34 protein-coding genes, 1 tRNA gene and 1 pseudogene are annotated in these 22,032 nt (G+C 54.5%); 20 read left to right on the top strand and 16 right to left on the bottom strand.

The genetic code is table 11. The features are described from left to right. Window positions 1–83: 83 nt before the first annotated feature. From DUD43_RS06525 to DUD43_RS06490, 9 genes are all read right to left on the bottom strand, one after another. A complete protein-coding gene (locus DUD43_RS06525) occupies window positions 84–557 on the bottom strand; it encodes a TerS protein (protein WP_153229620.1) in 474 nt (157 codons plus the stop codon). 105 nt (window positions 558–662) lie between these two features. Beyond that, window positions 663–992 (bottom strand): HNH endonuclease, encoded by a 330-nt coding sequence (locus DUD43_RS06520; RefSeq protein WP_153231560.1) that lies wholly within the window; start codon window positions 990–992, stop codon window positions 663–665. Window positions 993–1,491: 499 nt separating this feature from the next. Beyond that, window positions 1,492–1,872 carry an endonuclease gene (locus tag DUD43_RS06515; RefSeq protein ID WP_153229619.1) on the bottom strand — a complete coding sequence of 127 codons (381 nt, stop codon included), beginning with the start codon at window positions 1,870–1,872 and terminating at the stop codon, window positions 1,492–1,494. Next, entirely contained in the window at window positions 1,869–2,576 is a 708-nt protein-coding gene (locus DUD43_RS06510; RefSeq protein WP_153229618.1) for a hypothetical protein, read from the bottom strand. Before DUD43_RS06510 ends, DUD43_RS06515 begins: the two co-directional genes overlap by 4 nt. Continuing rightward, window positions 2,560–3,450, bottom strand: coding sequence for a hypothetical protein (locus DUD43_RS06505; protein WP_153229617.1), 891 nt, complete (start codon window positions 3,448–3,450; stop codon window positions 2,560–2,562). The genes DUD43_RS06510 and DUD43_RS06505 overlap by 17 nt, the downstream gene beginning before the upstream one ends. Further along, a complete protein-coding gene (locus DUD43_RS06500; RefSeq protein WP_153229616.1) occupies window positions 3,444–3,968 on the bottom strand; it encodes a hypothetical protein in 525 nt (174 codons plus the stop codon). Before DUD43_RS06500 ends, DUD43_RS06505 begins: the two co-directional genes overlap by 7 nt. Then, window positions 3,955–4,089 (bottom strand): hypothetical protein, encoded by a 135-nt coding sequence (locus DUD43_RS19330; protein WP_265588071.1) that lies wholly within the window; start codon window positions 4,087–4,089, stop codon window positions 3,955–3,957. The genes DUD43_RS06500 and DUD43_RS19330 overlap by 14 nt, the downstream gene beginning before the upstream one ends. Beyond that, a complete protein-coding gene (locus DUD43_RS06495) occupies window positions 4,086–4,346 on the bottom strand; it encodes a hypothetical protein (protein ID WP_153229615.1) in 261 nt (86 codons plus the stop codon). The genes DUD43_RS19330 and DUD43_RS06495 overlap by 4 nt, the downstream gene beginning before the upstream one ends. Beyond that, a complete protein-coding gene (locus DUD43_RS06490; protein ID WP_153229614.1) occupies window positions 4,343–4,864 on the bottom strand; it encodes a phage regulatory CII family protein in 522 nt (173 codons plus the stop codon). The genes DUD43_RS06495 and DUD43_RS06490 overlap by 4 nt, the downstream gene beginning before the upstream one ends. A 103-nt stretch (window positions 4,865–4,967) precedes the next feature. Between DUD43_RS06490 and DUD43_RS06485 the strand changes: the two genes are divergently transcribed. Then, window positions 4,968–5,171, top strand: a complete 204-nt coding sequence (locus DUD43_RS06485) for a hypothetical protein (protein WP_153229613.1) — start codon at window positions 4,968–4,970, stop codon at window positions 5,169–5,171. A gap of 147 nt (window positions 5,172–5,318) precedes the next feature. Further along, entirely contained in the window at window positions 5,319–5,609 is a 291-nt protein-coding gene (locus tag DUD43_RS06480; protein WP_228125916.1) for a DUF2513 domain-containing protein, read from the top strand. 166 nt (window positions 5,610–5,775) lie between these two features. On the opposite strand, the gene DUD43_RS19400 is transcribed toward DUD43_RS06480, so the two are convergent. After that, window positions 5,776–6,051 (bottom strand): hypothetical protein, encoded by a 276-nt coding sequence (locus DUD43_RS19400; RefSeq protein ID WP_416202946.1) that lies wholly within the window; start codon window positions 6,049–6,051, stop codon window positions 5,776–5,778. 115 nt (window positions 6,052–6,166) lie between these two features. Between DUD43_RS19400 and DUD43_RS06475 the strand changes: the two genes are divergently transcribed. From DUD43_RS06475 to DUD43_RS06460, 4 genes are all read left to right on the top strand, one after another. After that, window positions 6,167–6,592 carry a helix-turn-helix domain-containing protein gene (locus DUD43_RS06475; protein WP_194273452.1) on the top strand — a complete coding sequence of 142 codons (426 nt, stop codon included), beginning with the start codon at window positions 6,167–6,169 and terminating at the stop codon, window positions 6,590–6,592. A 56-nt stretch (window positions 6,593–6,648) separates the two neighbouring features. After that, entirely contained in the window at window positions 6,649–7,275 is a 627-nt protein-coding gene (locus DUD43_RS06470) for a type VI secretion system-associated protein TagO (RefSeq protein ID WP_194273451.1), read from the top strand. A 279-nt stretch (window positions 7,276–7,554) separates the two neighbouring features. Continuing rightward, a complete protein-coding gene (locus DUD43_RS06465; protein WP_153229610.1) occupies window positions 7,555–7,725 on the top strand; it encodes a hypothetical protein in 171 nt (56 codons plus the stop codon). 420 nt (window positions 7,726–8,145) lie between these two features. Beyond that, window positions 8,146–8,373 carry a hypothetical protein gene (locus DUD43_RS06460; RefSeq protein ID WP_153229609.1) on the top strand — a complete coding sequence of 76 codons (228 nt, stop codon included), beginning with the start codon at window positions 8,146–8,148 and terminating at the stop codon, window positions 8,371–8,373. A gap of 353 nt (window positions 8,374–8,726) precedes the next feature. Here the strand turns inward: DUD43_RS06460 and DUD43_RS06455 are convergent, their stop codons facing one another. Next, on the bottom strand, window positions 8,727–9,227 hold the full coding sequence (locus DUD43_RS06455) for a hypothetical protein (protein WP_153229608.1): 501 nt from the start codon (window positions 9,225–9,227) through the stop codon (window positions 8,727–8,729). 139 nt (window positions 9,228–9,366) lie between these two features. Here DUD43_RS06455 and DUD43_RS06450 point away from each other — a divergent pair, with 139 nt between their 5' ends. The 3 genes and pseudogenes from DUD43_RS06450 to DUD43_RS06440 all read left to right on the top strand — a co-directional run bounded on the left by DUD43_RS06450 (window position 9,367) and on the right by DUD43_RS06440 (window position 11,115). Next, on the top strand, window positions 9,367–9,594 hold the full coding sequence (locus DUD43_RS06450; protein ID WP_153229607.1) for a hypothetical protein: 228 nt from the start codon (window positions 9,367–9,369) through the stop codon (window positions 9,592–9,594). A 2-nt stretch (window positions 9,595–9,596) separates the two neighbouring features. Then, window positions 9,597–9,932, top strand: a pseudogene (gene ssb, locus DUD43_RS06445) (single-stranded DNA-binding protein); the annotation flags it as partial. Between the two features lie 286 nt (window positions 9,933–10,218). Next, entirely contained in the window at window positions 10,219–11,115 is an 897-nt protein-coding gene (locus DUD43_RS06440; protein WP_153229605.1) for a recombination-associated protein RdgC, read from the top strand. Here the strand turns inward: DUD43_RS06440 and DUD43_RS06435 are convergent. Continuing rightward, on the bottom strand, window positions 11,112–11,747 hold the full coding sequence (locus DUD43_RS06435) for a hypothetical protein (protein WP_153229604.1): 636 nt from the start codon (window positions 11,745–11,747) through the stop codon (window positions 11,112–11,114). The two genes, DUD43_RS06440 and DUD43_RS06435, sit on opposite strands and share 4 nt — an antisense overlap. Window positions 11,748–11,905: 158 nt before the next feature. Here DUD43_RS06435 and DUD43_RS06430 point away from each other — a divergent pair, with 158 nt between their 5' ends. The 9 genes from DUD43_RS06430 (at window position 11,906) to DUD43_RS06390 (ending at window position 16,601) form a co-directional block, all read left to right on the top strand. Continuing rightward, window positions 11,906–12,121: a hypothetical protein gene (locus DUD43_RS06430; RefSeq protein WP_153229603.1), complete on the top strand. Its 216-nt coding sequence runs from the start codon at window positions 11,906–11,908 to the stop codon at window positions 12,119–12,121. A 276-nt stretch (window positions 12,122–12,397) separates the two neighbouring features. Then, window positions 12,398–13,324 carry a hypothetical protein gene (locus tag DUD43_RS06425; RefSeq protein WP_153229602.1) on the top strand — a complete coding sequence of 309 codons (927 nt, stop codon included), beginning with the start codon at window positions 12,398–12,400 and terminating at the stop codon, window positions 13,322–13,324. Window positions 13,325–13,610: 286 nt separating this feature from the next. Continuing rightward, window positions 13,611–13,997, top strand: coding sequence for a phage protein NinX family protein (locus tag DUD43_RS06420; RefSeq protein WP_153229601.1), 387 nt, complete (start codon window positions 13,611–13,613; stop codon window positions 13,995–13,997). Continuing rightward, window positions 13,994–14,188 (top strand): hypothetical protein, encoded by a 195-nt coding sequence (locus tag DUD43_RS06415; RefSeq protein ID WP_153229600.1) that lies wholly within the window; start codon window positions 13,994–13,996, stop codon window positions 14,186–14,188. Before DUD43_RS06420 ends, DUD43_RS06415 begins: the two co-directional genes overlap by 4 nt. Continuing rightward, window positions 14,185–14,541, top strand: coding sequence for a hypothetical protein (locus tag DUD43_RS06410; RefSeq protein ID WP_153229599.1), 357 nt, complete (start codon window positions 14,185–14,187; stop codon window positions 14,539–14,541). Before DUD43_RS06415 ends, DUD43_RS06410 begins: the two co-directional genes overlap by 4 nt. Further along, window positions 14,538–14,843: a hypothetical protein gene (locus DUD43_RS06405; RefSeq protein WP_153229598.1), complete on the top strand. Its 306-nt coding sequence runs from the start codon at window positions 14,538–14,540 to the stop codon at window positions 14,841–14,843. The genes DUD43_RS06410 and DUD43_RS06405 overlap by 4 nt, the downstream gene beginning before the upstream one ends. A gap of 104 nt (window positions 14,844–14,947) precedes the next feature. After that, window positions 14,948–15,175, top strand: a complete 228-nt coding sequence (locus DUD43_RS06400; protein WP_153229597.1) for a hypothetical protein — start codon at window positions 14,948–14,950, stop codon at window positions 15,173–15,175. A 76-nt stretch (window positions 15,176–15,251) separates the two neighbouring features. Then, the gene (locus DUD43_RS06395) at window positions 15,252–15,518 is read left to right on the top strand and encodes a DUF4224 domain-containing protein (RefSeq protein WP_322742799.1); all 267 of its coding nucleotides are present in this window, start codon (window positions 15,252–15,254) and stop codon (window positions 15,516–15,518) included. Window positions 15,519–15,596: 78 nt separating this feature from the next. Further along, complete coding sequence (locus tag DUD43_RS06390; protein WP_228125915.1) at window positions 15,597–16,601, top strand: tyrosine-type recombinase/integrase; 1,005 nt, start codon at window positions 15,597–15,599, stop codon at window positions 16,599–16,601. A gap of 72 nt (window positions 16,602–16,673) precedes the next feature. On the opposite strand, the gene DUD43_RS06385 is transcribed toward DUD43_RS06390, so the two are convergent. After that, window positions 16,674–16,750, bottom strand: a tRNA-Met gene (locus DUD43_RS06385). Window positions 16,751–17,065: 315 nt separating this feature from the next. On the opposite strand from DUD43_RS06385, the gene DUD43_RS06380 reads away from it, so the two are divergent. After that, the gene (locus DUD43_RS06380; RefSeq protein ID WP_153229595.1) at window positions 17,066–18,469 is read left to right on the top strand and encodes a GntP family permease; all 1,404 of its coding nucleotides are present in this window, start codon (window positions 17,066–17,068) and stop codon (window positions 18,467–18,469) included. 216 nt (window positions 18,470–18,685) lie between these two features. After that, a complete protein-coding gene (locus DUD43_RS06375) occupies window positions 18,686–18,958 on the top strand; it encodes a hypothetical protein (protein WP_060186879.1) in 273 nt (90 codons plus the stop codon). Between the two features lie 32 nt (window positions 18,959–18,990). Here the strand turns inward: DUD43_RS06375 and DUD43_RS06370 are convergent, their stop codons facing one another. The 3 genes from DUD43_RS06370 to DUD43_RS06360 all read right to left on the bottom strand — a co-directional run bounded on the left by DUD43_RS06370 (window position 18,991) and on the right by DUD43_RS06360 (window position 21,971). Continuing rightward, a complete protein-coding gene (locus DUD43_RS06370; RefSeq protein WP_153231559.1) occupies window positions 18,991–20,010 on the bottom strand; it encodes a tripartite tricarboxylate transporter substrate binding protein in 1,020 nt (339 codons plus the stop codon). Between the two features lie 22 nt (window positions 20,011–20,032). Then, window positions 20,033–20,932: a carboxylating nicotinate-nucleotide diphosphorylase gene (nadC, locus tag DUD43_RS06365; protein ID WP_045931712.1), complete on the bottom strand. Its 900-nt coding sequence runs from the start codon at window positions 20,930–20,932 to the stop codon at window positions 20,033–20,035. 94 nt (window positions 20,933–21,026) lie between these two features. Further along, window positions 21,027–21,971 (bottom strand): NUDIX hydrolase, encoded by a 945-nt coding sequence (locus DUD43_RS06360; protein ID WP_153229594.1) that lies wholly within the window; start codon window positions 21,969–21,971, stop codon window positions 21,027–21,029. Window positions 21,972–22,032 lie beyond the last annotated feature (61 nt).

Genomic DNA, 22,032 nt, shown 5'->3' with positions numbered 1-22,032 from the left:
CTCTGCTCGTGTGAGCTTTTCGAGCGGCAGCTTGCGCCACTTGCGCACCCGGGGTCGTGGTCCACATTTAATCGGATCTACTTTCACGACACCACGCGTAATCCAGGAATCAGGCCGCCTTGTACTTTCTCTGCAGCAGTGGCCGCCTCTGCCTGCGCCCGGTTGCCTTTAACTTGTTCGCGGCTCTTTCCTTGCGTAGCCTCAGCGTGGACCTGCAGCATGCGAGACAGCGCGACCATTCGTCGAGTCAACGTCTCAAGCAAACTGTGTTTTGGATTCACGATAGGAGTGCCGCGTTCATTGGTGATTACGTCGCCCTCCTCGGCTAGGTCGATATTCAGTCGCTCAATGCTGGCCTTTGTACGAGCCAGCTCGGCAGCCACTTCCAGATCAGAATCGTTCCAGCGGTCGGCGGCACGAGCCTTTGTAATGGAACGCCAAAACTTCATGGCTGCCTCAGGCACCAGCACATGCTCGGGAACTTCAATTTCATTTACTGCGCCGGCCATGGTGGTCACGGCGCCTTTCACGGTATCAACGCGTTGTCGTCGTGTCATGGCTGCAGCTCGCGCGCGCGCGGGAGAAAAAGTGAGTTAGCGATAAAGCGAGACTGGGGGCGCGGTCTCCTCCGGATTTGCACTAGACTTTTGACCCGCCCCCCCCTATCGATACCAGTGCGACCCTCGGTCCAAAGGCTGGCCAGACTCATCGCCGCCAACTCTGGTTCCTCTCGCCTCTTCCCTGGCAATGGTGCTGTCATGATGCAGCTTACATACCGCCTGCCAGTTGGCTCGATCCCAGAACAGCCCCTGGTCGCCTCTGTGAGGTTTAATGTGGTTCACCACAGTGGCAGGCTCGACCTTTCCGTCTTCCTTGCAGTACTGACATAGCGGATAGTCGCGCAGGAATGCTTCCCGTGCCTTACGCCACCTACTGCCATAACCACGCTCAGCAGCGGTACGCCGGTCTGACCGCCAACTGGGGACTCTCACCGGTTTACCGTTCACGCCGCTCACCTTGCCCCAAACAAAAAGCCCCACCGTTTCCGGCAGGGCTTGGTTCTTCAATCTTCAGGCTGAGCAATATCCAGCCTACGGGAAACAGTATGATTTCATCTAGACGCTTGGGCAACCTGTCTAGACACTTTAGTTGGTACGCCATACATGAGGTGGTCAAGCTGCTTCATTGCAAACTCTAGCCGGAAGTAATAGGTTGGCCGTGAGAGCCCGAGACGATCTATCTTTTGCTTTACCAGCCCCGGCCATACATACTGCGCAATCACTACAGCCTTGGCGTCTGGATAGAGTGTGTCAATCCAGCCATCCAAACGCCGCAACTCATCATCCACAAGCAGCGCCTCAGCTTCTGGTGCGCACATCCCATCAACACGCATATTCTGAAATGCTGACTGAGACGGCAACCCGAGGGCTGACCGATTTTCCCCTCGCTTCCAACATCCCCACTCACCCAGCAGGATCTCAAGCCTCGTCTTCATACATCCCCCACTTCAATCTTCAGATACCCGCGCTTGGCTGGGTCCAGTCCATCATCCACAATCAGCGGTCGAAACCGTTTGTCATCCACTCCCAGAGCTTTGGCGATACCGTCGATCTGCGGCTTGATGCAGGCCAACAGGTTGTCCAGGTCTCGCCCTCTGCGATCCGGCGACATGAAAGTCACTTTCACTGGGATGCGCTCCCCACCGATAAAGCGACGTCGCCCCAGCTCAACGGTTGCCGCCACACGCCCATCACGTCTTGCCTGCTCCTTGGCCGACTGGACGCCGCCCCAGTGCCGGCCATTCTTGCGATTGGGCATCAAACGCATATCAGGCCAAGGCAGCACCAGAGTTAATGCGGTCGCTTCGGTCATGCGGCCTCCCCTACTGCTGCTTGGGCCATACGAACGATTGCGGGAGACCGCCCCTTGGGATTAGCCACGATTCCCTTTGCCCACGCCTTGTGATCCTTCCCTTTCCGGCTGATTGCTCGCTGAGCCATTTCACGCATAGCCTTGGTCCCCTGCTCAGTCTGCGCCGCGCTTGATGGCGCTGGCAGTGCTGGCGCTGGGTCGGGAATGTCGGGCCACGCCCCCAGGGCCAGTTGGGCATGAAGCGCTTTCTTCCAGCGCCCTTCCATCTGCTGGTAGGCTTGGTTGAGCAGATCAAACCGGCCAACAATTGCAGCGGCGTGAAAGATCGCAGGGTGTGACCACTCGCCACGCTCACCACGCTCTCGCGCTTGCATACCCCGCACTGCTTCAAAAAACGCTACGTCCGGCTCCAGGTAGGGACGGCAGGCTCGCAAGAACTCGGTCAGGCTTGGTGGCCAGTCGTACATGCGTCGGCTGTTCTGGATCCCCAAAGCAACATCCACCGGCACAATGTCTTCCTCATCGAATGCTTCAGCCCACGCCTGCTCCCAGTTCGACATGGCTGCCTCGCCCACAAAATTGGATTTCCACTTGCCGGGGTACAGGCCGTCCATCCGAGCGTACAGGTGCTCCATCAGCGTTTTGCCATCCAGCTTGGGCACTGGCTTGAGCCAGGCACTTTCACGCTCAAACGTCGACAACATCACCACCTCCTTGGCATCCCTTCATCCGATCTTTGCGTCGCTGCTCCAGAAACGCATTCGGGTCAAACTTTCCACCCCGAGCCGCTTGCCCGCCCCCTTGCTGGTCCTGCGACATCCCCCGCGTTAGCCAGTCGGCTTTCCCTCCCCGCCAGCCACGCAGCATGCACTCGGCCAGGAAGTCATCAACACTGAACCCTGCAGCCTGGGCTTTATGCGCTTCCGCCCCCAAGCGGTTTGCAGCAGTCTGGGTCAACGGCGCTTTGATCGCTTTGCGGTGCTGCAGGTAATCGGCCCAGACTTCTGGCGAAGGATTCACAGGCCAGTGCTCGAAGCTGAAGGCTGGCGAACTTTCTTTTTTGGTATTTTTTTCTTCTGTAGTCTCTGTAGTAATCTCTGTCTTTATTAACGAACTGCCGTTTGAGGAGTTCGGGAGTTCCGCTTTGGGGGTTTCGGTAATTGCCTTTTCGCTGTTCCCGAATTGCCTTTTGGCGTTTCGGGAATCGCCGTTTTGGCGTTCGGGGTTTCCACTGTTTTGCGCCCCCTCGACGGCCTCGGAAACCAGACTGTCAAACGCATCTCGGTCGAGTTTGAAGTACAGCTTGTGCTCGATACGCTTGTGGGTTTCGGTGATAAGACCACGGGCACGGAGCTGACGACGCGCTGTGGCCTGCTCTTTAGCGGACAAGCCCGTTTCTGCCTCCCATTGTTCTGCGGTCTTGTACACGCCCAGCTCGGCGTCTTCCATGCGTTCATCCCAGTAGATAAGCTGAGACAGGAAGATGGCCGCATTAACGCCTCCAACCATTCGGGCCAAGGCGGGGTGATAGGCAATTGGACGCCCTATCGTGCGCATCAGGTCGGATGCACTTAGCATGTCACCTGCCTCCTCAAATACGCCCCCACGAATGTCTCTACGTCGCGGTCGGCTTGCTCGGGCCATTGGCCCAAGCGTTTCAATTCATCGCGTGTCTGGTGCAGCCAGGCGATCTGCAGACCCACTGCGGTGTCTTTGTCGTAGATGCCGCCCTGGTCGAGCTTGCTGTGGCAGCCGCGCCCCCAGGCGTTATCGGTACACAGCGGGAACATCAAAGCGTCAGATACTTTCAGGCCCAACCCTTTGCCAAACTCAACGCCATTCATGTGGGCAGCTTGGGACCGGTGCCAGCGGCCGCAGTTGGCGCATGGCAGTGCCGCGACGTTGCGACGGTGCTGCTCAGAGCGGAAAACGGCCGGCAGTTTGGGCTGGTGCTTGAAAAGGGTGCCTACGAGCTTGGCGACGACCATGGGCATGCTGGGGCCCTTCTTTTGCTTTGGCTTTGCCTTGAATGCACTGCGCTTGAGTGCATGTCGGCGCTGCAGCTGGGTACGCTGGGGGAGATCAGTTTTTTTCATCGATCTTCCCCAAAGCAATCCACAGTGATGCGCCCATGACAATGCTTGTTGCTGTCAGTGCTGCCCACAAAGGCATGGGGTAGCCGCTGAACAGTGCTGTCAGTGTTTCTAAGGCCTTCATCGCAATTGATCCTTCAAAGAGGTTGGCAGCGTGAAGAACAGGCCCATGCCGTCCAGAACGCGCACAAAGTGCTGTGGGCTCACCTTGGCCAGGCTGTCGGTGCCGAACTCTGCATACAGCTTTTCTTTAATCTGCCGCTGGCGCTCATGCGGCTCTTGGTCGAAAGCGACTTTCAGAACCTTGCATACCTGGGGGCTGTTGAACCAGCCGAGCTTATACAGGTCGGTGTAGTAAGTGCCGTAAGGTGCCTTGGTCATGCTGAGACCTCCTTACGGTGCCAGCGGGTCACGTTGCGGATGATGCGAAAGCACAGGCGGATCAGGTCCAAGGCTTTGGCCACCACACGCTCACGCTCTTCATGAGTCACACGACCGTCTGCTGTTGTGCCTGTGATTGCGCTACACATTTCGCCGAGCTCAGCGGCAGCTTTCAGTGCCTTCTCGTTCAGAGCACTGGCCTCGTTGTCGAATCCTCCGACCGGCTCTGGTGGGAGATCAACTACATGCAATCCGCCCTGCTGAGCCGCTGCGATGAGCCAATCACGGGCGCTTTCACGGCAGTCGGCCAGCTCTTCCAGCCATTCGGTGAGCAAGAAGGCCATGTCGATGTCCAATTGCTCACCACCAGTGAGTTTCCGGCGCAGGGACTCGGGATGGATCGACAGGCCGCGACGGTCAGAGAGAAATACGGCAGCCGCGCCAACGCCGCCTGGGGCCTGACGGACGGCACTGTAAAGCGCGTCCCGCCAGTTCAAGGAAGAAAAACGTCTTGTCATTGGGCTGAACTCCTGTGTATTTCAGCGTTTCGCCCCCTCCTGGTAATCGCTACAGTAAAAGTGTGAAAAGTGCGTAGTGATTGATACGGAGTGGGAACTACAAATGGAAAAAATCGGTCGTGAAACTGAAAATGCGGGGATGGATAAAAATGAACTCCCCCGCTTTGAAATCATTGATAGGGCTACTGAGCTGGCGTACCAGGTCTTCAACTGTCCTACCGATGACCACATAACCGGCATCTACGACCGGCTCGTTTGGAATGAACTGCATGGCCTGGGTGAACTCGGGGCCGTTACCGTTCATTGAGGTGGTCAATCCCGATCAGCTATGCTTAGAGATGCAAGTAACTAAACTTTTCTGAAAGGAATTGACCGTGAAGCGAGATATGGACTTGGTTCGTAAAATCACACTTGCTGCCGAGCAGTTGCCCCCCCCCTAAAGTGGCTCGAAAGCGTGGAAGGTATTGACCCTGCTGTTTTTGCTGAACACGCCAGATGGATGAAACAAGCTGGTCTCGTAGAGGCGACCATTACCGACTACCTTGAAGGCACCACAAACGCAGCGATAAAACGCCTTACTTGGGATGGCTGTAACTTTGCTGACGAAATCCGTAGCGATACGTTGTGGAAAAAGGCAAAGGAAACCGTTCTAAAACCATCCGCATCATTTACCTTCTCGATTCTCAGGGAGTGGCTTAAAACCGAGATCACTCAAGGCTTGCCGACCCTCAGGGGCAGCGCTTAAGGCGTCATAAAGATCACAAGCTGCAGCTCGCAGAATGCGATCCTCAGCACTGAGACCCTCAGCTCCAACTGCAAAATCCAAAGCACTGTGGATGTGGCGGTGGCTCAGTGAAGACCCGCTACGCCTCATCCAGGAATCAGCAAGTCCTGCGATGCGTTGCGGGAAACTAGACATGTGCGCCCCCTCTCGTAATGCAGTCAGGGGGACCGATGGGGATGCGGTCGTCGGGTTTTGGATCAGGGGTGTTGGGCATGTGGGGTTCCTCAAAAACAAGTGGACCAACATCAAGCGGGTTCCTCTGCGCCGATTTGCAGTTCTGGCGGTACAACGAAATGAGTCGGTTCCCACTTTCCCATCTCATGTCGCGTTGTGCCCCCGACAACAACCCAGAAATTGTGGGCTGTGCAACGCCTACCGCTTTAGCAATTTGCGCTTGAGTCATCCCATCTGACAGAAGGCTTTGAATGATATTTTTCCAGTCCATGCCGCACATAATATCGGAATACCGATTAATTAACAATCGGCAAACCGATCTTGTTTTATATCAGAATACCGATATGAGTACATTCGGCGCTAGATTACGTGAAGCTCGCAAGGCTATTGGACTAAGCCAAAAAGAGGTGGCTAGTCGAACTGGGATTGGCCAATCGCTGCTATCCGAGCTTGAAAACGACCACTACCAGACATCGGGGTATGTGTTTCTATTGGCATACCTATATAAGGTGAGTGCCAGGTGGTTAGCGGAAGGAAAAGGGCCGCGAGAAATCGCCGCGGTAGAACTGCTCGATAACCCAGAGATGGAAACCTTACTACGAAGGTTTAACCAGCAAGACGATGCAACCCGCGCGATGGTTGACCTGCTATTGCGGGAAAGTGATCATCCTAGGCCTCAGTGGATGACAGAAGGCACCGCCTCTGCCATAGAGAATGCTCGCCAACTAGTCAGAGAGCAGATGCAATCTGCCCGCTCAGCCAAAAACTGAAGTCAATTTCCATGTTGCATTGCCGAGGAGGGAGTGTGAAAAGAGGGGTAATTACGTTGACAACGGCCCTGCTAGTGACGCCGTCTCTAGCAGCCGATCTTAACAAGGAGATTCTTACATGCTCTGCGTTAACCGATAGCATTAAACGGTTAGAGTGCTTCGATAATCTTGCTGCGCGTGAACAGGCCAATGCTGATCAACAAGCAACAAAAGAACTAACGGATAGTGGCTCTACTCCGGATAATTGGGATCTATCTATTTCCCAATCCAAAATTGATGACACCACCACAGTGCTCCTAAGAACTAGAGCTCAGGAACCAGTTGCCGGACGCTTTAACCGTATCGCAACACCAACCCTGGTGTTGCGTTGCCTAGAAAACACTACCGTCGCCTATATCAACTTTGACGGCCTTCACATGACAGATATCCAAAACTATGGACAGGTCACGTTCCGTGTAGACAAGCAGAAGGCCTTCTCCCTGCGAACTAGAAACTCGACCGATAACAAAGCCTTAGGTCTATGGAGTGGTAACTCAGCGATACCTTTCATAAAGAGGCTGTACGGTGGCAACACCTTACTTGTCCAAGCCACTCCATTTAATGACTCGCCAGTAACCTTTTCCTTAAACATTGCAGGCCTGGAATATGCTATACAGCCACTGCGGACCGCCTGCAAATGGTAGGAACAAGCTCATCTTGATGAGCTAGCGCATTAGAGAAACTGAGCTTCAAACCAGACCCGCTTTTGCGGGTTTTCTTATGCCTACCCAATAAAGCAGCAGGGCTGCCCCCCAAAAAACGCGTCTCTCCAAGTTCTTCTGCAACGGATTTGCTTGACCTAAACTACTGTACACATATACAGTATATTTTCCCACATCCTCCCCGCCTAATGGTGCGCCCGATCAATCGAGCCCGACGGAGCGCAATTGTCAGATCCAAGAGAATGAGAAAACAATAGCGATATGAACAATAGTGCAGAAGTCTCGGCGCTGGATGCCGGCACCACAGCAGATATTGAAGCGCTTTCTGAAGCAGTCAACCTTGCTCCCCTCGGGGTCTTGTCGTCCGGCACTGTGGCACAGCTCAACGACTTACGCGCAAGGTTAATGGCATCTGCCGCCAGCCCAAAATAACCCCCTAAAGCAACAATCAACAAAATAAATCCCGCTCAATATCGGTATTCCGATTGACATTTAATATCGGCTTACCGATAATTCGATCAAGCTTGATTGACGGACATGCCAGTACAGAGGCATCGCGCCCTACTGAAAGCGATTGATCTTTAACAACCCACCTGCCGATGTTGCTCACCCCGCCTATGTGGGCGTGTTCGTCCGGCTCAATAGCACCCACAAGCATGGTTGTGGCTCTGCGCGGTATCCCTGCCGTCTCCAGTCCGTCAAAGCACGGTCCACGGAGAAAAAGGGTGAGGCGTAGACGGCCAAAAACGGAAACGGTCACGCTGGTTGGAATCCCAGCACTCATGGCCCCTTTGGTGGGGCCGCATCTGGAACCGTCCTACTCAGGGCGGTTTTCCATGCGAGGAGATTTTTATGTCGAGCATCACGGTATCTACGACCGTCGATATTGATGTAGATGTCGAGCTTAGCGACATCGATACAAGTGATTTGATTTCAGAGCTGGAGAGTCGAGGCGTAGAAGGCGTCGATCATGCCCCCGCTCTACAAGCAATGTTTCAGGCGCTGTCGCTGGGCCAGGAGGACGAGGCCCTGAAGCTGCTGCGCACTTATCTGTGTGATTGTCTTGGGCGTGTGATGTAACACCGCCCCCACTATAGGAGATCGGCATGTCCGCTTTCTGTGTATTTGGTATGACGGAATCACTGGCTAGGGAACTGGCGGCTCGCAAAGCCCCCCCCCAAGAAGGAGCTGGAGAAGATGACCGCAGAGGATCTACGACAGTGGTACGCAGATCGTGCAGCAAAAATCTTTGAATCAGCCAAACACCGCCAGGTGTCACCTGAGTTTGATGCTCCCCAGTTTTGTCATGACTGGATTGCAGTAGCCCGCAGGACGGTTGGCCATGATGGGCTGCGCGTAATGGTGCGCGGGCCGAAACCAAATGGGCGGCCAAATAAGCGCACCGGCAAGATTCCTATGGCATGGCTGCCCTTCTAGCCCTTTAGGAGGCCTGCTAGCACCGGAATCCCCACACCGAGAATCGCTTTGGCTGCCGAGCTTTCCAAAAAGGAGCCCAACCTGGACTTAGACTCCTCGTCACTTGATTCAGCCACCTTCCTGACAAGATCCTCTACCGTAATATTCATCACGATACTGTTTTCTTGTCCAAGCTGAACGGTATGCCCATTTAAAGTGTTGATGTTGTAAGTAGGGGAATTCATCTTATTCCGCGAAACCTCAGATTCGACGGTCAGAATAAGTAAATGATCGTGTTCGGTGCCTATGTTCATGGTCCCGTCTTCATAGCAGGAAATATCCTGCACCACCCAACCAACTCTCCCATTTCCCGCCTTCTTGTGAACGGTGTCCCCAACCTCAACGGGGGGCAAGACTGTATAGGGAATACTTATCTTTCCCCCATTTTGAGCTGTACCTTTAAATTCCTGCCCCGCAATAAAGTACGTTTCTCCGTATGTCTGGGAATCGAAGCTCATTTAATTACCTCAAGGCTAGTAAAAAAGACATGTCACGCATTGACGATGCCTTTTTATAACAAATACCAGGCGGAAAAAAAGTAAGCCATGCCCCTCTTCATACGAATTGGGGCTTTTTCTTTTCTCAACAGGAGGCGCTATGACTGCGCTCGCAAATTTGTTTATGTGGGCTGGCGTGCTTTCCATCGCGCTGCTGGCCGACAAGTTCTGGGTGCGTTCTGTGCGCCCTCCCCTGGCCGCTCACTTTGGGTGGGAGCCTTTGCCTGCTGAAAGCGAGACTCCGGCCAGTTGGTGTCTGGGAATGCCCACTGCGTTCTTTGTCATTGCAGTGATCTTGAAATTCATCGCCCCCGCAGCGGGCTTCTAAATATGGCTTCAGTCAACAAAGTAATTCTCGTCGGCAACCTTGGGCGAGATCCCGAAGTTCGATACCAGGCCGGTGGCGCCCCCGTGTGCAATATCTCGATTGCCACTACATCCACCTGGAAGGATAAGCAAACCGGCGAACCTCGCGAGGAAACCGAATGGCACCGTGTGGTGCTCTACAACCGTCTGGCTGAAATCGCGGGTGAGTACCTGCGCAAAGGCCGCCCCGTTTATGTAGAAGGTCGCCTGCGTACGCGTAAATGGACAGGTCAGGACGGTCAGGAGCGTTTCACGACCGAGATTATTGCCGAGCAAATGCAGATGCTAGATGGCCGTGAGTGACACCAGCAAACAACGCTGCAGCTTCAGTCTCGCTCAGCATCTTGTCCTAGCTGTTTCAAAGCATCTGTAATCGCCTCTTGCTCCGTTGCAAACGTCTGAGCGCTCTCCTTCAGCCGCCCTTCCTCAGCAACCTGCACACCAGCGCGGCGATACCTAACCGTATATGACTCCCGCCAGGCCCAAGCCCCTTCTTGGTCTTGTGTAATAGAAAATTTGACTCCCATACCAACTCCAAATTGACAGTTGATCTTGGAGCATAGCCCATCCTGAAAGGAATACACCCATGTGGTTTAAAAACCTGCGTATCTATCGTCTGGATACGGCATTTGCCCTGTCCGCTCAACAACTGGCCGACATATTGGCCAAGCATCAATTCGCTCCTGGCGGCAGCCAAGAACCTCTCAGCCTGGGCTGGGTACCGCCGCGTGAAGGCGGTAGGCTGGTGCATGAAGTGAACGGGCAGTATCTGATCTGCATGCGTGCTGAAAAGAAATTGCTGCCCAGCGCCGTGATCAACCAGGCAGCCCGCGAGAAGGCCCGCGAAATCGAAGAGCAGCAAGGCTTCAAGCCGGGTCGAAAGCAAATGAAGGAAATCAAAGAGCAGATCATCATCGACTTGATGCCACGCTCTCATGCTGTGCAGCGCGACACATTGGTGTGGATCGACACACGAAACCATTGGTTTGTGATTGATGCTGCTGCCGTGGCTAAGAGTGATGAGGTTCTGGGCCTATTTGCAAAGAGCGTAGACCCCTTCCCTGTTCTGCCCCTGTATACCGAGCAGTCACCCGCTCGCGCTATGACGAGCTGGCTGGTGGATGATGAAGCCCCCGACAATTTCACCATTGACCAAGATGCTGAGCTGCGCTCCACCGGCGACAGCGGTGCCGCCGTGCGCTACGTAAAGCAAAGCGCCGACATTGACGAAGTGCGCAAGCACGTTGAAGCCGGCAAGCAATGCACCCGTTTGGCCATGACCTGGGCGGATCGCATCAGCTTTGTGCTGACCGACGCGCTGGACGTCAAACGCGTGGCCCCTTTGGACATCCTGACTGAAAAACAAGATGTGACGGCCGTCAACGATGACGAAATCTTTGATGCCGACATGACGCTGATGACTTCGGAGATGGCCAAGATGATCAGTGACCTAGTGAATGCATTAGGTGGCGAAAGACACTAGCAATAGCTATTCCCTCGCTTCATATGAACTAAATGCGCGTAGTGAGAATACGCCAAATCCGATATCACTTTTAAAGAGTGTGACAGGTCAACAAAAGCCATCTGCTCTCGCGTCCCAATTCTCTTTGAGTTGGGCATACGACTCTCAATCAATCGATGATAATTATTAATTCCTTGCCTAAACCCGCTGAAAACTGTTATGCACTCTGTCCCGCCAATCTCGAATAGAGAAATACTGTCAAGCGAAGCTGCTGCCAGCCTTAAACCTTCCGCTTCCAGTTCGATCCATTTTGCTAACTCCTCAGTTAAATCCTTATTTTGAATCCGCTCAGTAATTGTGAGCATGTAATCTTTCGCAACTTCCATAATCGATAAATACGCTGCTTCACGAGCTTGGCTCTCTTCATCGGCAAGTCTACGTCGTATTTTTTCTTGCATGGTTGCTTGATGCTTCGCAACCATAAAAGCCCCTAAGATCGCGCCTATTGATCCAATTGCTTGGAACCAAGCCGCTATATGCCCCGCATCCTTTACCGGGTATTGCATAAACATCCAAACCAGCCCCCACCCGATTACCACAAATACGATAAACACGGCAGTATTTAACAACGCAAGCCAGCTTCTAGTGCGCATGCTCGTGACCTCCAAACAATTTCTCTTGCCTATATCCGCAAGGATCATAGTCGATCCTCATAAATAAAGCCTCGCGGATGAGGATTTACGACTACAGCAACACCCCATAACCCCGTTTGATTTACTCAACCGGGTTTTTTCTTTTCTAGGACCAAACCATGACCACCGCTGAATCTCCAGCACCGACCGCTGAAGAGGCACGCAAGCTGCGCGCCTACGTTTATATGCTTGCCAAGACCACCCAAGCGTTCGCTGACTCCGCAGGAATCGACCTCGAAGCCACAGAACTAGTGGTGGACTTAGGTCAGCCCGAGAAGGTGGTGAAATCAATCCGCTCCATCCTGGATGGTGCGCTGGCCCTCGCTGGTGAGTAGCCAGACAGATAAATGAATCTGCCACCCCCACTGCCATAGCAGAAGCTCTGACGTCCCAGTAGATGAAAACGGAGGCCGCATGGCCACACAAGCCGAATTTGCCCGACCCCTGCCCCGCCTTCGACACATCGAACCGGGGCAATTTTTTACCCTTCGCCATGACTCCGAGGTGCGCGTGCTCTTGCACAAGACAAGCACTCACGGTCATTTCAATAACGGATATGCATCCCTGTGCCATGAGCTGGAACGCTCTTGTGTGGTCTGGGGTGAGAACGGATGGGAAGCAAAAACATGAACTGCAATTGCATTGAAGAAATCGAAGCAAAGATCAAAGAGCCAGCGACCATTTGGCGCAAGCACCTAAAGGGGCCTGCCGCGCAGCAACCTGTAAGCGGTGCTGACCTAAGCAAAGCCCTGCGTGATCTTACCCGGGGCTACGTAAATCTGTTGGAAAATGGTCGGGACAGGATACTTGACTTAGGTGGACAGTGCGATCCTGTTGATGTGATGGAGGCCAGTGACCCGTGGCTGAAATCCGCACGCGCCGCACTCGCCCCCGCTCAGTTATCCGGTATTACCGGACAACTCGACCATTTACCTGACGCCACGAAAATGATCAAACCATCCGGAAACCCCGGAAACTTGCCCGAGCTCACAATCCAATGGCATGACACACCAGAAGCAGTACATCGCATCTTCTGGGAGAAAACCGCCATTGAAAACGGATTGACCTATGAGGAGTTGATCGAAGGCGCAATGGTAGGTGAAACCGAAGAACGACAAAAGGTTGACCTGACCTACGAACAAGAGATCCAGGCCATACGCGATCAGAAGTGCTGGGGATGTGCCGACACCGACACAAACCAAATCCATGTGTGGGCCGCTCCAGACGTAGACCGCGCTTTGTTGATTCACATGCTGGCCCACGAAATCGGCCATCTCACCGGCGAACCCCACCCCGACGACATTCAGGAAGAACTGCGGGCTGAAACTTTCGGCAAGGTCGCAGCCTTGGCGTATCACATGCTTCCATCCAGCCGGGACATCAACAAGGTGCCTGCAGACCCGCTGCAAGGCGCAGCAGACTGGCTGGTGAAAGATTGCGGCGTCTCTGATCCTGCTGGACTGGCAAACCGATTGGGCATTGGATACAACCGCGCCTGCCGCCTGGTGGACGCAGCCCGTAAGGAGGGGCAAATATGATCCCGCCAATCACAGACTCATTGGGCCGGCATTGGTCGCAACCAGACCCCGCCGGCTTTCTCATAGACGATACGCACGCGATCATGACGCAGAGGCAGTTCGACGCCCTGGCGGACTACTCCCGCTCCATGCCTACTGGCGTCTACCCTGGGAAGTGCTGGAAGGCCATCATGCGCGACGGACAAGCGCTCCTTCGGTGGTACGGAATTGTAGAAGGCCGGGACGACCTATGCTCAAACAACCAGCGAGAAATTCTGATAGCCGACGCAGCTCATAAGGAACAGACATGAAAAAAATATCTGAACTAACAGGAGCTGATCTGAATTACTGGGTGGCGCGAGCTGCAGGACTAAATAATCCGAAGCTTCGCCGTGTAGGACCTACAGAGAAAGGCGGCTTTGTTTTTGTGGAGCATGTCCAAACTGATGGGAACACGCTCTACAGCCCGAGCAGCGACTGGAAGCATGGCGGCCCGATCATTGAGCGCGAAGCCATTGAGCTAAGAAAGCATTGGCAGCGAGAGAGCTGGAGCGCACGCATCGACTCAGATCGCCATGGCTTGGCCCCCAGATATGGTTATGGCGAAACCCCTCTTATCGCCGCTATGCGTGCATCCGTCTCCAGCAAATATGGTGACTCTGTGCCTGCTGACGCACAGGAGGCAAACCAATGACCGTCACCCTCTTCGGCATTGAGTTCAATTACCTAGTGATGCTGAGCAAATTTCTTGATGGCTTCCTGCCGGGGCTCGGGTTCACGATGGGGGTAGCCGTCGTCTACTTGCTGGCTCTCTGGTTCTCGCGAAAACCCAAATCCAAGTACCGCAAGGTGCGAGTTAAGTTAATCCGAAAGGAGCAGCCATGACTGACTTCAAATACTCCCCTACACCAGAATACCGCTTCTTCCTTCATGACCTTGAAGGGGATGGCATGCGGTATTACCGCACAGCCGAAGAGCGCAACGCTGACGCCGAAGACGCAATCCAAGGGTATCTGGACGACTGCTGGAGCGAGAGTGTTGTGCAAGTCGTTGCAGGAGAGATCACTCACCACACCGTTCCGAAAAAGGTGGTGCTACGGCCAAAGCGTGAGGATTTTGAGAGCGACGAGGAACACGAGCAGGCGCTATCCGACGAGGGGTTCAGCGGCAATGACTGGCACTACTCCTGCGACTATGAGCTCACCCCGATCACGGACCCAGGAGAGCAAACGCCATGACGGATGACCTCACTCATCGCTTGCGCTGTAAGTATCCGATGGGGCCTATCCAGGCCAATGGCGAGCCCGAGTTTGGCTGGCGAGACTTTAGCGGGCCTGCTGTTGAGGGCATGGTGCTGCCCACAGCAATCATGCTCGAAGCAGCTGGCCGGATTGACCAGCAACAAAGAACCCTGGCCAACATTGAGGCCTTCGTTGCCTGCGATGCGTCCGCTATCTCTTATGTAAGCCTTGGAGAATACCGGACAGCACTGCTCAAGATGCTGCGCCAGGCCCCGGCCGAAAAGGAGCCTGGAGCATGAGCATTTCCCCCGAGGCCGCTGAAGCCGGACGCAAAACACTATGGGAGCTGTTCCTCAAATGGGTGGACAGCCTTCCCCTTTAATTCTTTGACCAGGAAAAAGACATGAATTACAGCTGTGAGAAACACAGTGAAGCCCAAGTGCATCGCGGCCGCACCTGCGTCGCCTGCGAAATCGATGAGCTGCAGCGTCAAATCACCGGCGCTCAAATGCTCAGCACGCGGATGTGGAACTGGATGAATAACCCGGAAAACATGACGAAGCTGACTACCGAGCTCACAACTGAGCAGTTCCGCCAGCGGTTCTTGCAGGAGTTTCGACAGGCCCGCTGATGAATGATCGAATTTTGGAAATACTGGCTGCTACGGCCAAAGATTGGAATCTACCCGCCCCCGTGGCGGGTTTTTAATGGGAGGGCATATGGGAGCAGATGTGTTCCTCACGCCTGCTGAAGTCGCAGAGCTCACAGGAATCAACAAGGGCAAACGAATCAGCGGGCATCTGCTACATAGGGAGCAATTGCAGGTTCAATGGCTGCGGACATCCGGTATCCCGTTTTTTGAAAATGCGCGTGGCCGACCAATAGTAGCTCGCGCCGCTATAGAGGGTCGCACGGCTGGCGGTGACCCTAAGCCTGTACGCGCTTGGCAACCTAGTGTCTTAACAGGAGGATAAAACGGCATGGGGAGAAAGCCCTCTACCAACAAAAACCTGCCGCCAAGAATGCGGCGACGGGTCCAGAGGTCTGGACGAGTGTTCTACTACTACGATACAGGGGGAAAGCCGCGAAAAGAGATCCCACTGGGCTCAGACTACCTTACTGCAGTACAAAAATGGGCTGAGCTTGAGGCTGACGCCAAGGTGCCGCCCTCTACCGCTACATTCCGCGACGCCGCCTTGATCTATGTGCGGGACGTCCTGCCATTGAAAGCACAGCGCACCCGTAAAGACAATCTCACTGAACTGGACATTTTGTATGAGTTCTTCGACAACCCGCCCGCCGCGCTCGATTTAATTGAGCCGCAACACATCCGGCAATATCGCACTTGGAGAATCGAAAAAACGAAGGCCTGGCTAAAAGAGCGTGACAGGCCCATTCCAGTCGAAGCTGGCGGCATACGAGCGAATCGGGAGTTGGCTCTATTTAGCCATATCTTTAACTATGCGCGAGAGATTGGTCTAACTGCCGCGCCCAATCCCAGTACTGGAGTTAGAAAAACGAAAGAGCAGGGGCGAGACACCTATGTCGAGGACAACCTTTACGCCGCTGTACACCAGAAAGCAGACCAGCCTCTTCGAGATGCTATGGACTTAATGTATGTAACTGGGCAGCGTCCTGCAGACACTTTGGCCTTAGATGAGCGAGATATTCAAGATGGGGCGCTAGAGCTGCGGCAAGGTAAAACCGGCCATCGCTTACGGATCACAATCGAGGGGATGCTGGATACCGTTCTGAAACGGATACGTGCTCGTAAAGCGGCCTACAAAGTAACCAGTACCCGACTCATCGTGAATGAAAGCGGCCAGCCATTAGGGGCCGAGGCACTACGGAGTAGGTTTGACAGGGCCCGCGAAGCTGCGGGTATCCCGAAAAACCAGTTCCAACTCCGTGACCTGCGTGCAAAAGCGGGCACAGACAAAGCAGATAGCGCTGGTGACATTCGCCAGGCACAACGTCAGCTTGGGCACAAGTCGGTAACCATGACTGAGCACTATGTTCGGAACCGTCGCGGTGACAAGGTAGGCCCTACCAAATAGATTTTGCGGAGCAGGGCAAAAACTGCGGAGCAAAGAAAAAGCGGCTCACATTGCTGTGAGCCGCTTAAATCTTGGTGGCGCATCCCTGATTCGAACAGGGGACCTGCGGATTATGATTCCGTCGCTCTAACCTGCTGAGCTAATGCGCCGAAGAAGAAATTATAGCAAGGTTTCGTCTTTTAGCAAGCACTTATCTCGATCTTTTTTCATCTTTTTGATGATTCTCTCCTATGAAAACGCTAAGCCCTTGTATTCATTGAGCTTACCCTTTCCCAGGCTCTCTTCCTCCGCCCAAAAAAATGATACGAAAAGTAAGCAAACAACCTATCCCCCCTTCTCTGCCCCCTTGCGCCCTATCAAGCCTGTTTGTCATCCCCTATTGCTACACTGCCTGCTTGGCGTTTGATCCGTCCTTGTTAATTGACTGACGTCCGTGATCCGGACTTTCCACAGGAACTTTGTTTATGGCCAGTACGCTTGCTATTGTTGTCTCGCTTTTGCTGCTGATGTTCTTCGCTTATCGGGGGGTGACGGTTCTGTTGCTGGCCCCCTTGATGGCCACCCTGGCTGTGCTGCTCTCGGGGGACTCCGGTTTTTTGTTGCCCATCTACACCTCCACTTTCATGAGCGCGCTTAGCGGCTATGTGCTTCAGTTCTTGCCCATCTTCTTGTTAGGTGCCTTGTTTGGTCAGTTGATGGCAGACTCCGGAGCGGCTCAGGCGATTGCTCAATGGATTACGCGCAAGCTGGGGCATCGTCATGCTATTGCCACCATTGTGATGGTGTGCGGCGTACTGACTTATGGTGGTGTGTCCTTGTTTGTGGTGGCCTTTGCCATCTACCCGATTGCCAAAGATCTGTTTCGTGCTGCGGGCATCCCCAAGCGTCTGATTCCTGCTTCGATTGCCTTGGGTTCGTTTACGTTCACCATGACCGCGCTGCCAGGCACGCCTGCCATTCAGAACGCGATTCCTATTCCTTACTACGGCACTAACGTGTTTGCCGCGCCTGGACTGGGGATTATTGGTGGTTTGATCATGGCTTTAGGCGGTCTGTGGTGGTTGCAGTCACGTGCGCGCAAAGCCGCAGCCAAGGGCGAAACCTATGGTGATCACGGCCAGGATCATTTTGATGCCAGCGCCGAGGACAGCACGCATGGTCAGAAGCCCATGCCTATCTTCCTGGCTATCCTGCCTTTGATTCTGGTGATTGGCGTGAATGCCTTGTTCACCTATGGGATTTTCCCCGGCACAAACTTCGAGTTCATGGCCGAGCGTTTCCCTCAGGTTGATCCTGCCAAGATTACGGGTCTGTGGGCACTGATCATTGCCTTGATTACGGCGAATCTGGTGCTGATCATCAGCCGCCTGGGTCACTGGAAAAGCCTGCGCGAGAGCATTAATAAAGGCGTGTTTGGTTTTATGCTGCCCTTGTTCAATACCGCTTCTGAAGTCGGTTACGGTGCAGTGATTGCCAGCCTGGCCGGCTTTGCGATTATTCGGGACTTTGTGCTGAACGTAGCTCCGGGCAATCCGCTGATCTCGGAAGCAGTGGCCATGACGACACTGGCCGGGATTACCGGCTCGTCTTCGGGCGGTTTGAGTATTGCCTTGCAGACGCTGGGTTCGGATTATTTGGCGATGGCCCAGCAGGCTGGCATCAGCCCTGAACTGCTCCACCGTGTGGCGGTGATGGCAGCGGGTGGTCTGGATACCCTGCCCCATTGCGGCGCGATCATTACCTTGCTGTCCATCTGCAAGCTGAACCACCGTCAGTCCTACGGCAATATCGCCATGGTGACGATGGCCGCTCCTATCTTTGCGCTGATCACGGTGATTACGCTGGGTACGATTTTTGGCAGCTTCTAAGCAGGTTCAGGAAGGAGGCTCTATATAGAGCAGCTATAGCAGCTATGTGCAGATTCGCGCATAGCTGTTTTTTTATTGGCCTTACATCGTCCACAAGCGTGTTTCGTTTTCTATCGCGAAAACCCGTAACGCTTTGCTATCCGACATCGCCCCTCAGCGTGCTAGGATTCAGGCATATGGTCCCGTATTATCAAGGTCAATAATCAGGAGCACGCCATGAACTACACCTACACCCTTAATGAGTTAGGCACTGAAGCGATTCGTCAGTTTGTTCTGGATCGTGGTCAGCCTGATCTGAACCTGCAAGCTTATATCGCCGCTGCCGAAGTCGAAGCTGATAATTTCAATGCAGATGGCAGCCAGCGCGGCCAGATCGAGATCGATTCCAATTGCAGCAAGGATGGTTTAACTCATACTCTGCTGCTGGAAAAACACTGGTTTGCGACCCAGCCTGTTCCTGAGGCGCCCAGTGAGGACAGCTTCTTCTAAATAGCTGCTTGGGTGACCAGTCAAGCCCCATCCTAATCCACCTGCAAACCAATCTTGTAAGCCAAGGCCCCAAAACGGTCGATGTCATTCCAGATCATGGCCTTGAAACCACTGGCTTGCGCTGATTCATTGCCTTCTTGTGGCGTATAGCCCAATGCCAGCAATTGCGATTGCATGGCCGGGTCTGTCAGCGCCTTTTGCACAACGCGGTTCAGCGTATTGATGATGTGTTCAGGCGTGTGGGATGGCGCCAGCAAACCATGCCACTGGTCCAGTTCAAAATCGCTATGACTGACTTCGGCCACGGTTGGCACCTTAGGCAAGACAGGGCTGCGTTGGGCAGAGGTGACGGCCAGGGCACGTAAATGCCCGGACTCGATCAAGGTAGCGGCACTGGACAAAGTCACGATGCCTAAAGGCACTTGGCCTGCGACGACATCATTCAATGCGGGGCCGCAGCCACGATACGGGATATGCAGCAAGGCCGTGCCTCGCAAGTCGTAGAGCATTTCCCCGGCCAGATGCTGGGGCGTGCCGTTTCCGCAGGATGCGTAGGCCAAGGCTGGTTCGGACTGCTGCTCCAGCACTTGTTCCAGATTCTGAATATCCGAGCCGTGCCCCGTCACGATCACGGAAGGCACAAAGCCTATATTGGCGATCGGCGCAAAGTCTTCTTTAGGCTTAAAGCCCAGGTTACGGAACACGCCAGGGTTGATGGCAAAGGAGCTGTTGGCCATCAGCAAGGTATAGCCATCGGCGCGGGCATAGGCTACGGCGCGCGCACCGATATTGCCGCTGGCACCGGGTCGGTTGTCAATAATGACGGGCTGGCCCAACGCCTTTTCCAGTCTGGGGCCCAGTTTGCGGGCCAGCAAATCGGTCCCGCCGCCAGGCGGAAAGGTGACGATCACGGTAATCGGCTTGACGGGATACTTCACAGCCTGCTCGGCCGCCTCCTCCCTTGCCTGCGCCGCCTGATTGCTCAAACCCAGCGCTACCATTCCCAGCAAGGCGACTGCTGCCGCCCGCTTACCCACCTGAAAACCCGCCATTACAGCCAACACGTTTCTCTACTCAAGCATCCAGACCAATATCCAGTACACGGGCACTGTGCGTAATCCAACCCACTGCAATTCGGTCTACACCGCAACGGGCAATTTCTACGGCTGTTTCTGGAGTGATACGACCAGAGGCTTCTGTTTTGGCACGGCCTGCGACGCGGGCCACAGCCTCGGTCAAGGTCGCGGTGTCCATATTGTCCAGAAGAATGCTGTCCACACCCAATTCCAGCACTTCATCCAGCTGCTCCAGGGTATCGACTTCCACCTCGATGCAAACCAGATGGCCGATATAGGCACGGGCCGCTTCCACAGCGGCTTTGACGCCCCCGGCCACGGCAATGTGATTGTCTTTGATCAGTACCGCGTCATCCAGACCAAAGCGATGGTTACTGCCACCACCGACTCGAACCGCGTATTTCTGCACGGCGCGCAGGCCGGGCATGGTTTTGCGGGTGCAGGTGACTTTAGTGCCATAAGGTGCAATTGCACGAGCGATGGAAGCGGTGGCCGATGCCACGCCACTTAAATGCCCCAGGAAGTTCAAGGCGCAACGCTCTGCCGTCAGCATGGAACGGGCCGAGCCGCTGATGACCGCAATCTGTGCACCCGGAGTCAGGGCATCGCCATCTTGCAGTTGCGCTTCAAAGCGCAGCGTCGGGTCCAGCAAGGTAAAAGCCAGACGAGCCAGATCCAGGCCAGCCAATACGCCTTCTTCGCGGGCAACCAGACGCATTTGCGTACGCGCTGTTGCGGGAACGATGGAGTCCGTTGTCAGATCACCGGCGCGACCCAGGTCTTCTTGCAAGGTGGCGCGCACCAAGGGTTCCAGAATGACGTCAGGCAAGGAAGGAATACGGTGAGCTCGTGTCTCTACAGCTTGTACTGTCGGCTCGGGGGCATTAATTATGCTCATTATGAGTATTTAAATCGCTAAAAATAAGGCCTAATGGCACGGTGTATTTATGCTATTCCTGAGCATAAGCACTGTCAAGCCATAGGCCCGGTTTTTAACGTGCTTGTTTCGCCAACGGCAATTTACTGCCCGAGATCGCCCGTTCAAACAAAACGTCACCACGGAAGCGGAACAGCTTGGCGGGCCGGCCTGAGCCACCCACACTCATGGCGCCGGTTTCTTCTACCAGTGCTTGCTGTTCAATCAAACGGCGGAAGTTCTGCTTATGCAGTCCCCGCCCTGCCAGGGCTTCCACAGCCTGCTGCAATTGCAGCAAGGTGAATTCGGGCGGCATCAATTCAAACACCACGGGGCGGTATTTGATTTTGGCGCGCAAACGCGCCAGGCCGGTGGCAAGAATACGACGGTGATCGTGGCGCATGCCCAGACCCAGCTCGTAATGCTTACCCAACTCCTGCTGTTCACGCTGGCGACGGCGACAGGACTCGGGCAACAAACCCGCTTCATACAGCAGCTCGTAACGCTGCAAGACAAAGTCCTCGTTCCAGATCGCCCCTTCCAGGCCGAAACTGTAATTGACGCGCTGACGACGCAAGGCACGCAAGGATTCATCCTGCTCGCACCAGTTCAGGAGAGCAGGCACGATAGTTTCCTGAATGATATTGGGCGCGCCATCCCGCCGATCTTCCCACGGGAAGTAACGGTAGCAGTCCTGCCAGATCACTTGGGCCACATCCGGCTGGCCCACTTCGCGCGTCAGCCCCACATAGCTGACCGACACAATACGCGTACCCTGCGCGTCAAAACGATCCCTGTCTGCAAAGGTATACAGCTGCTCCACATACCCCACCGGGTGATGGGTTTGGGTTTCCACCCAATCGCGCAGCCCCGTTTGCAAAGAACGGTGCGTGTGCTGAAACGGCCCGGCGGGCAAGGCTTGGCCGGCATCCGTGGTCAAGACACGAGGCTCGCCGTCGCTGACAGCCACTAAAACAGCCACCAGTTCAGCACTGACTACAGGTTCCTGCGTATCGATCACATATTCTCCTTCTGAATCGCGCCAGCGCGCGTCTGGCGGATTATAAGCGAGGCCCGCCCTG

It is taken from the genome of Alcaligenes faecalis, from assembly GCF_009497775.1.
GTDB classification, from domain to species: Bacteria; Pseudomonadota; Gammaproteobacteria; order Burkholderiales; family Burkholderiaceae_B; genus Alcaligenes; species Alcaligenes faecalis_D.
Note: the sequence above shows the minus strand (reverse complement) of the source record. Positions and strands in the feature narration are given on the sequence as shown.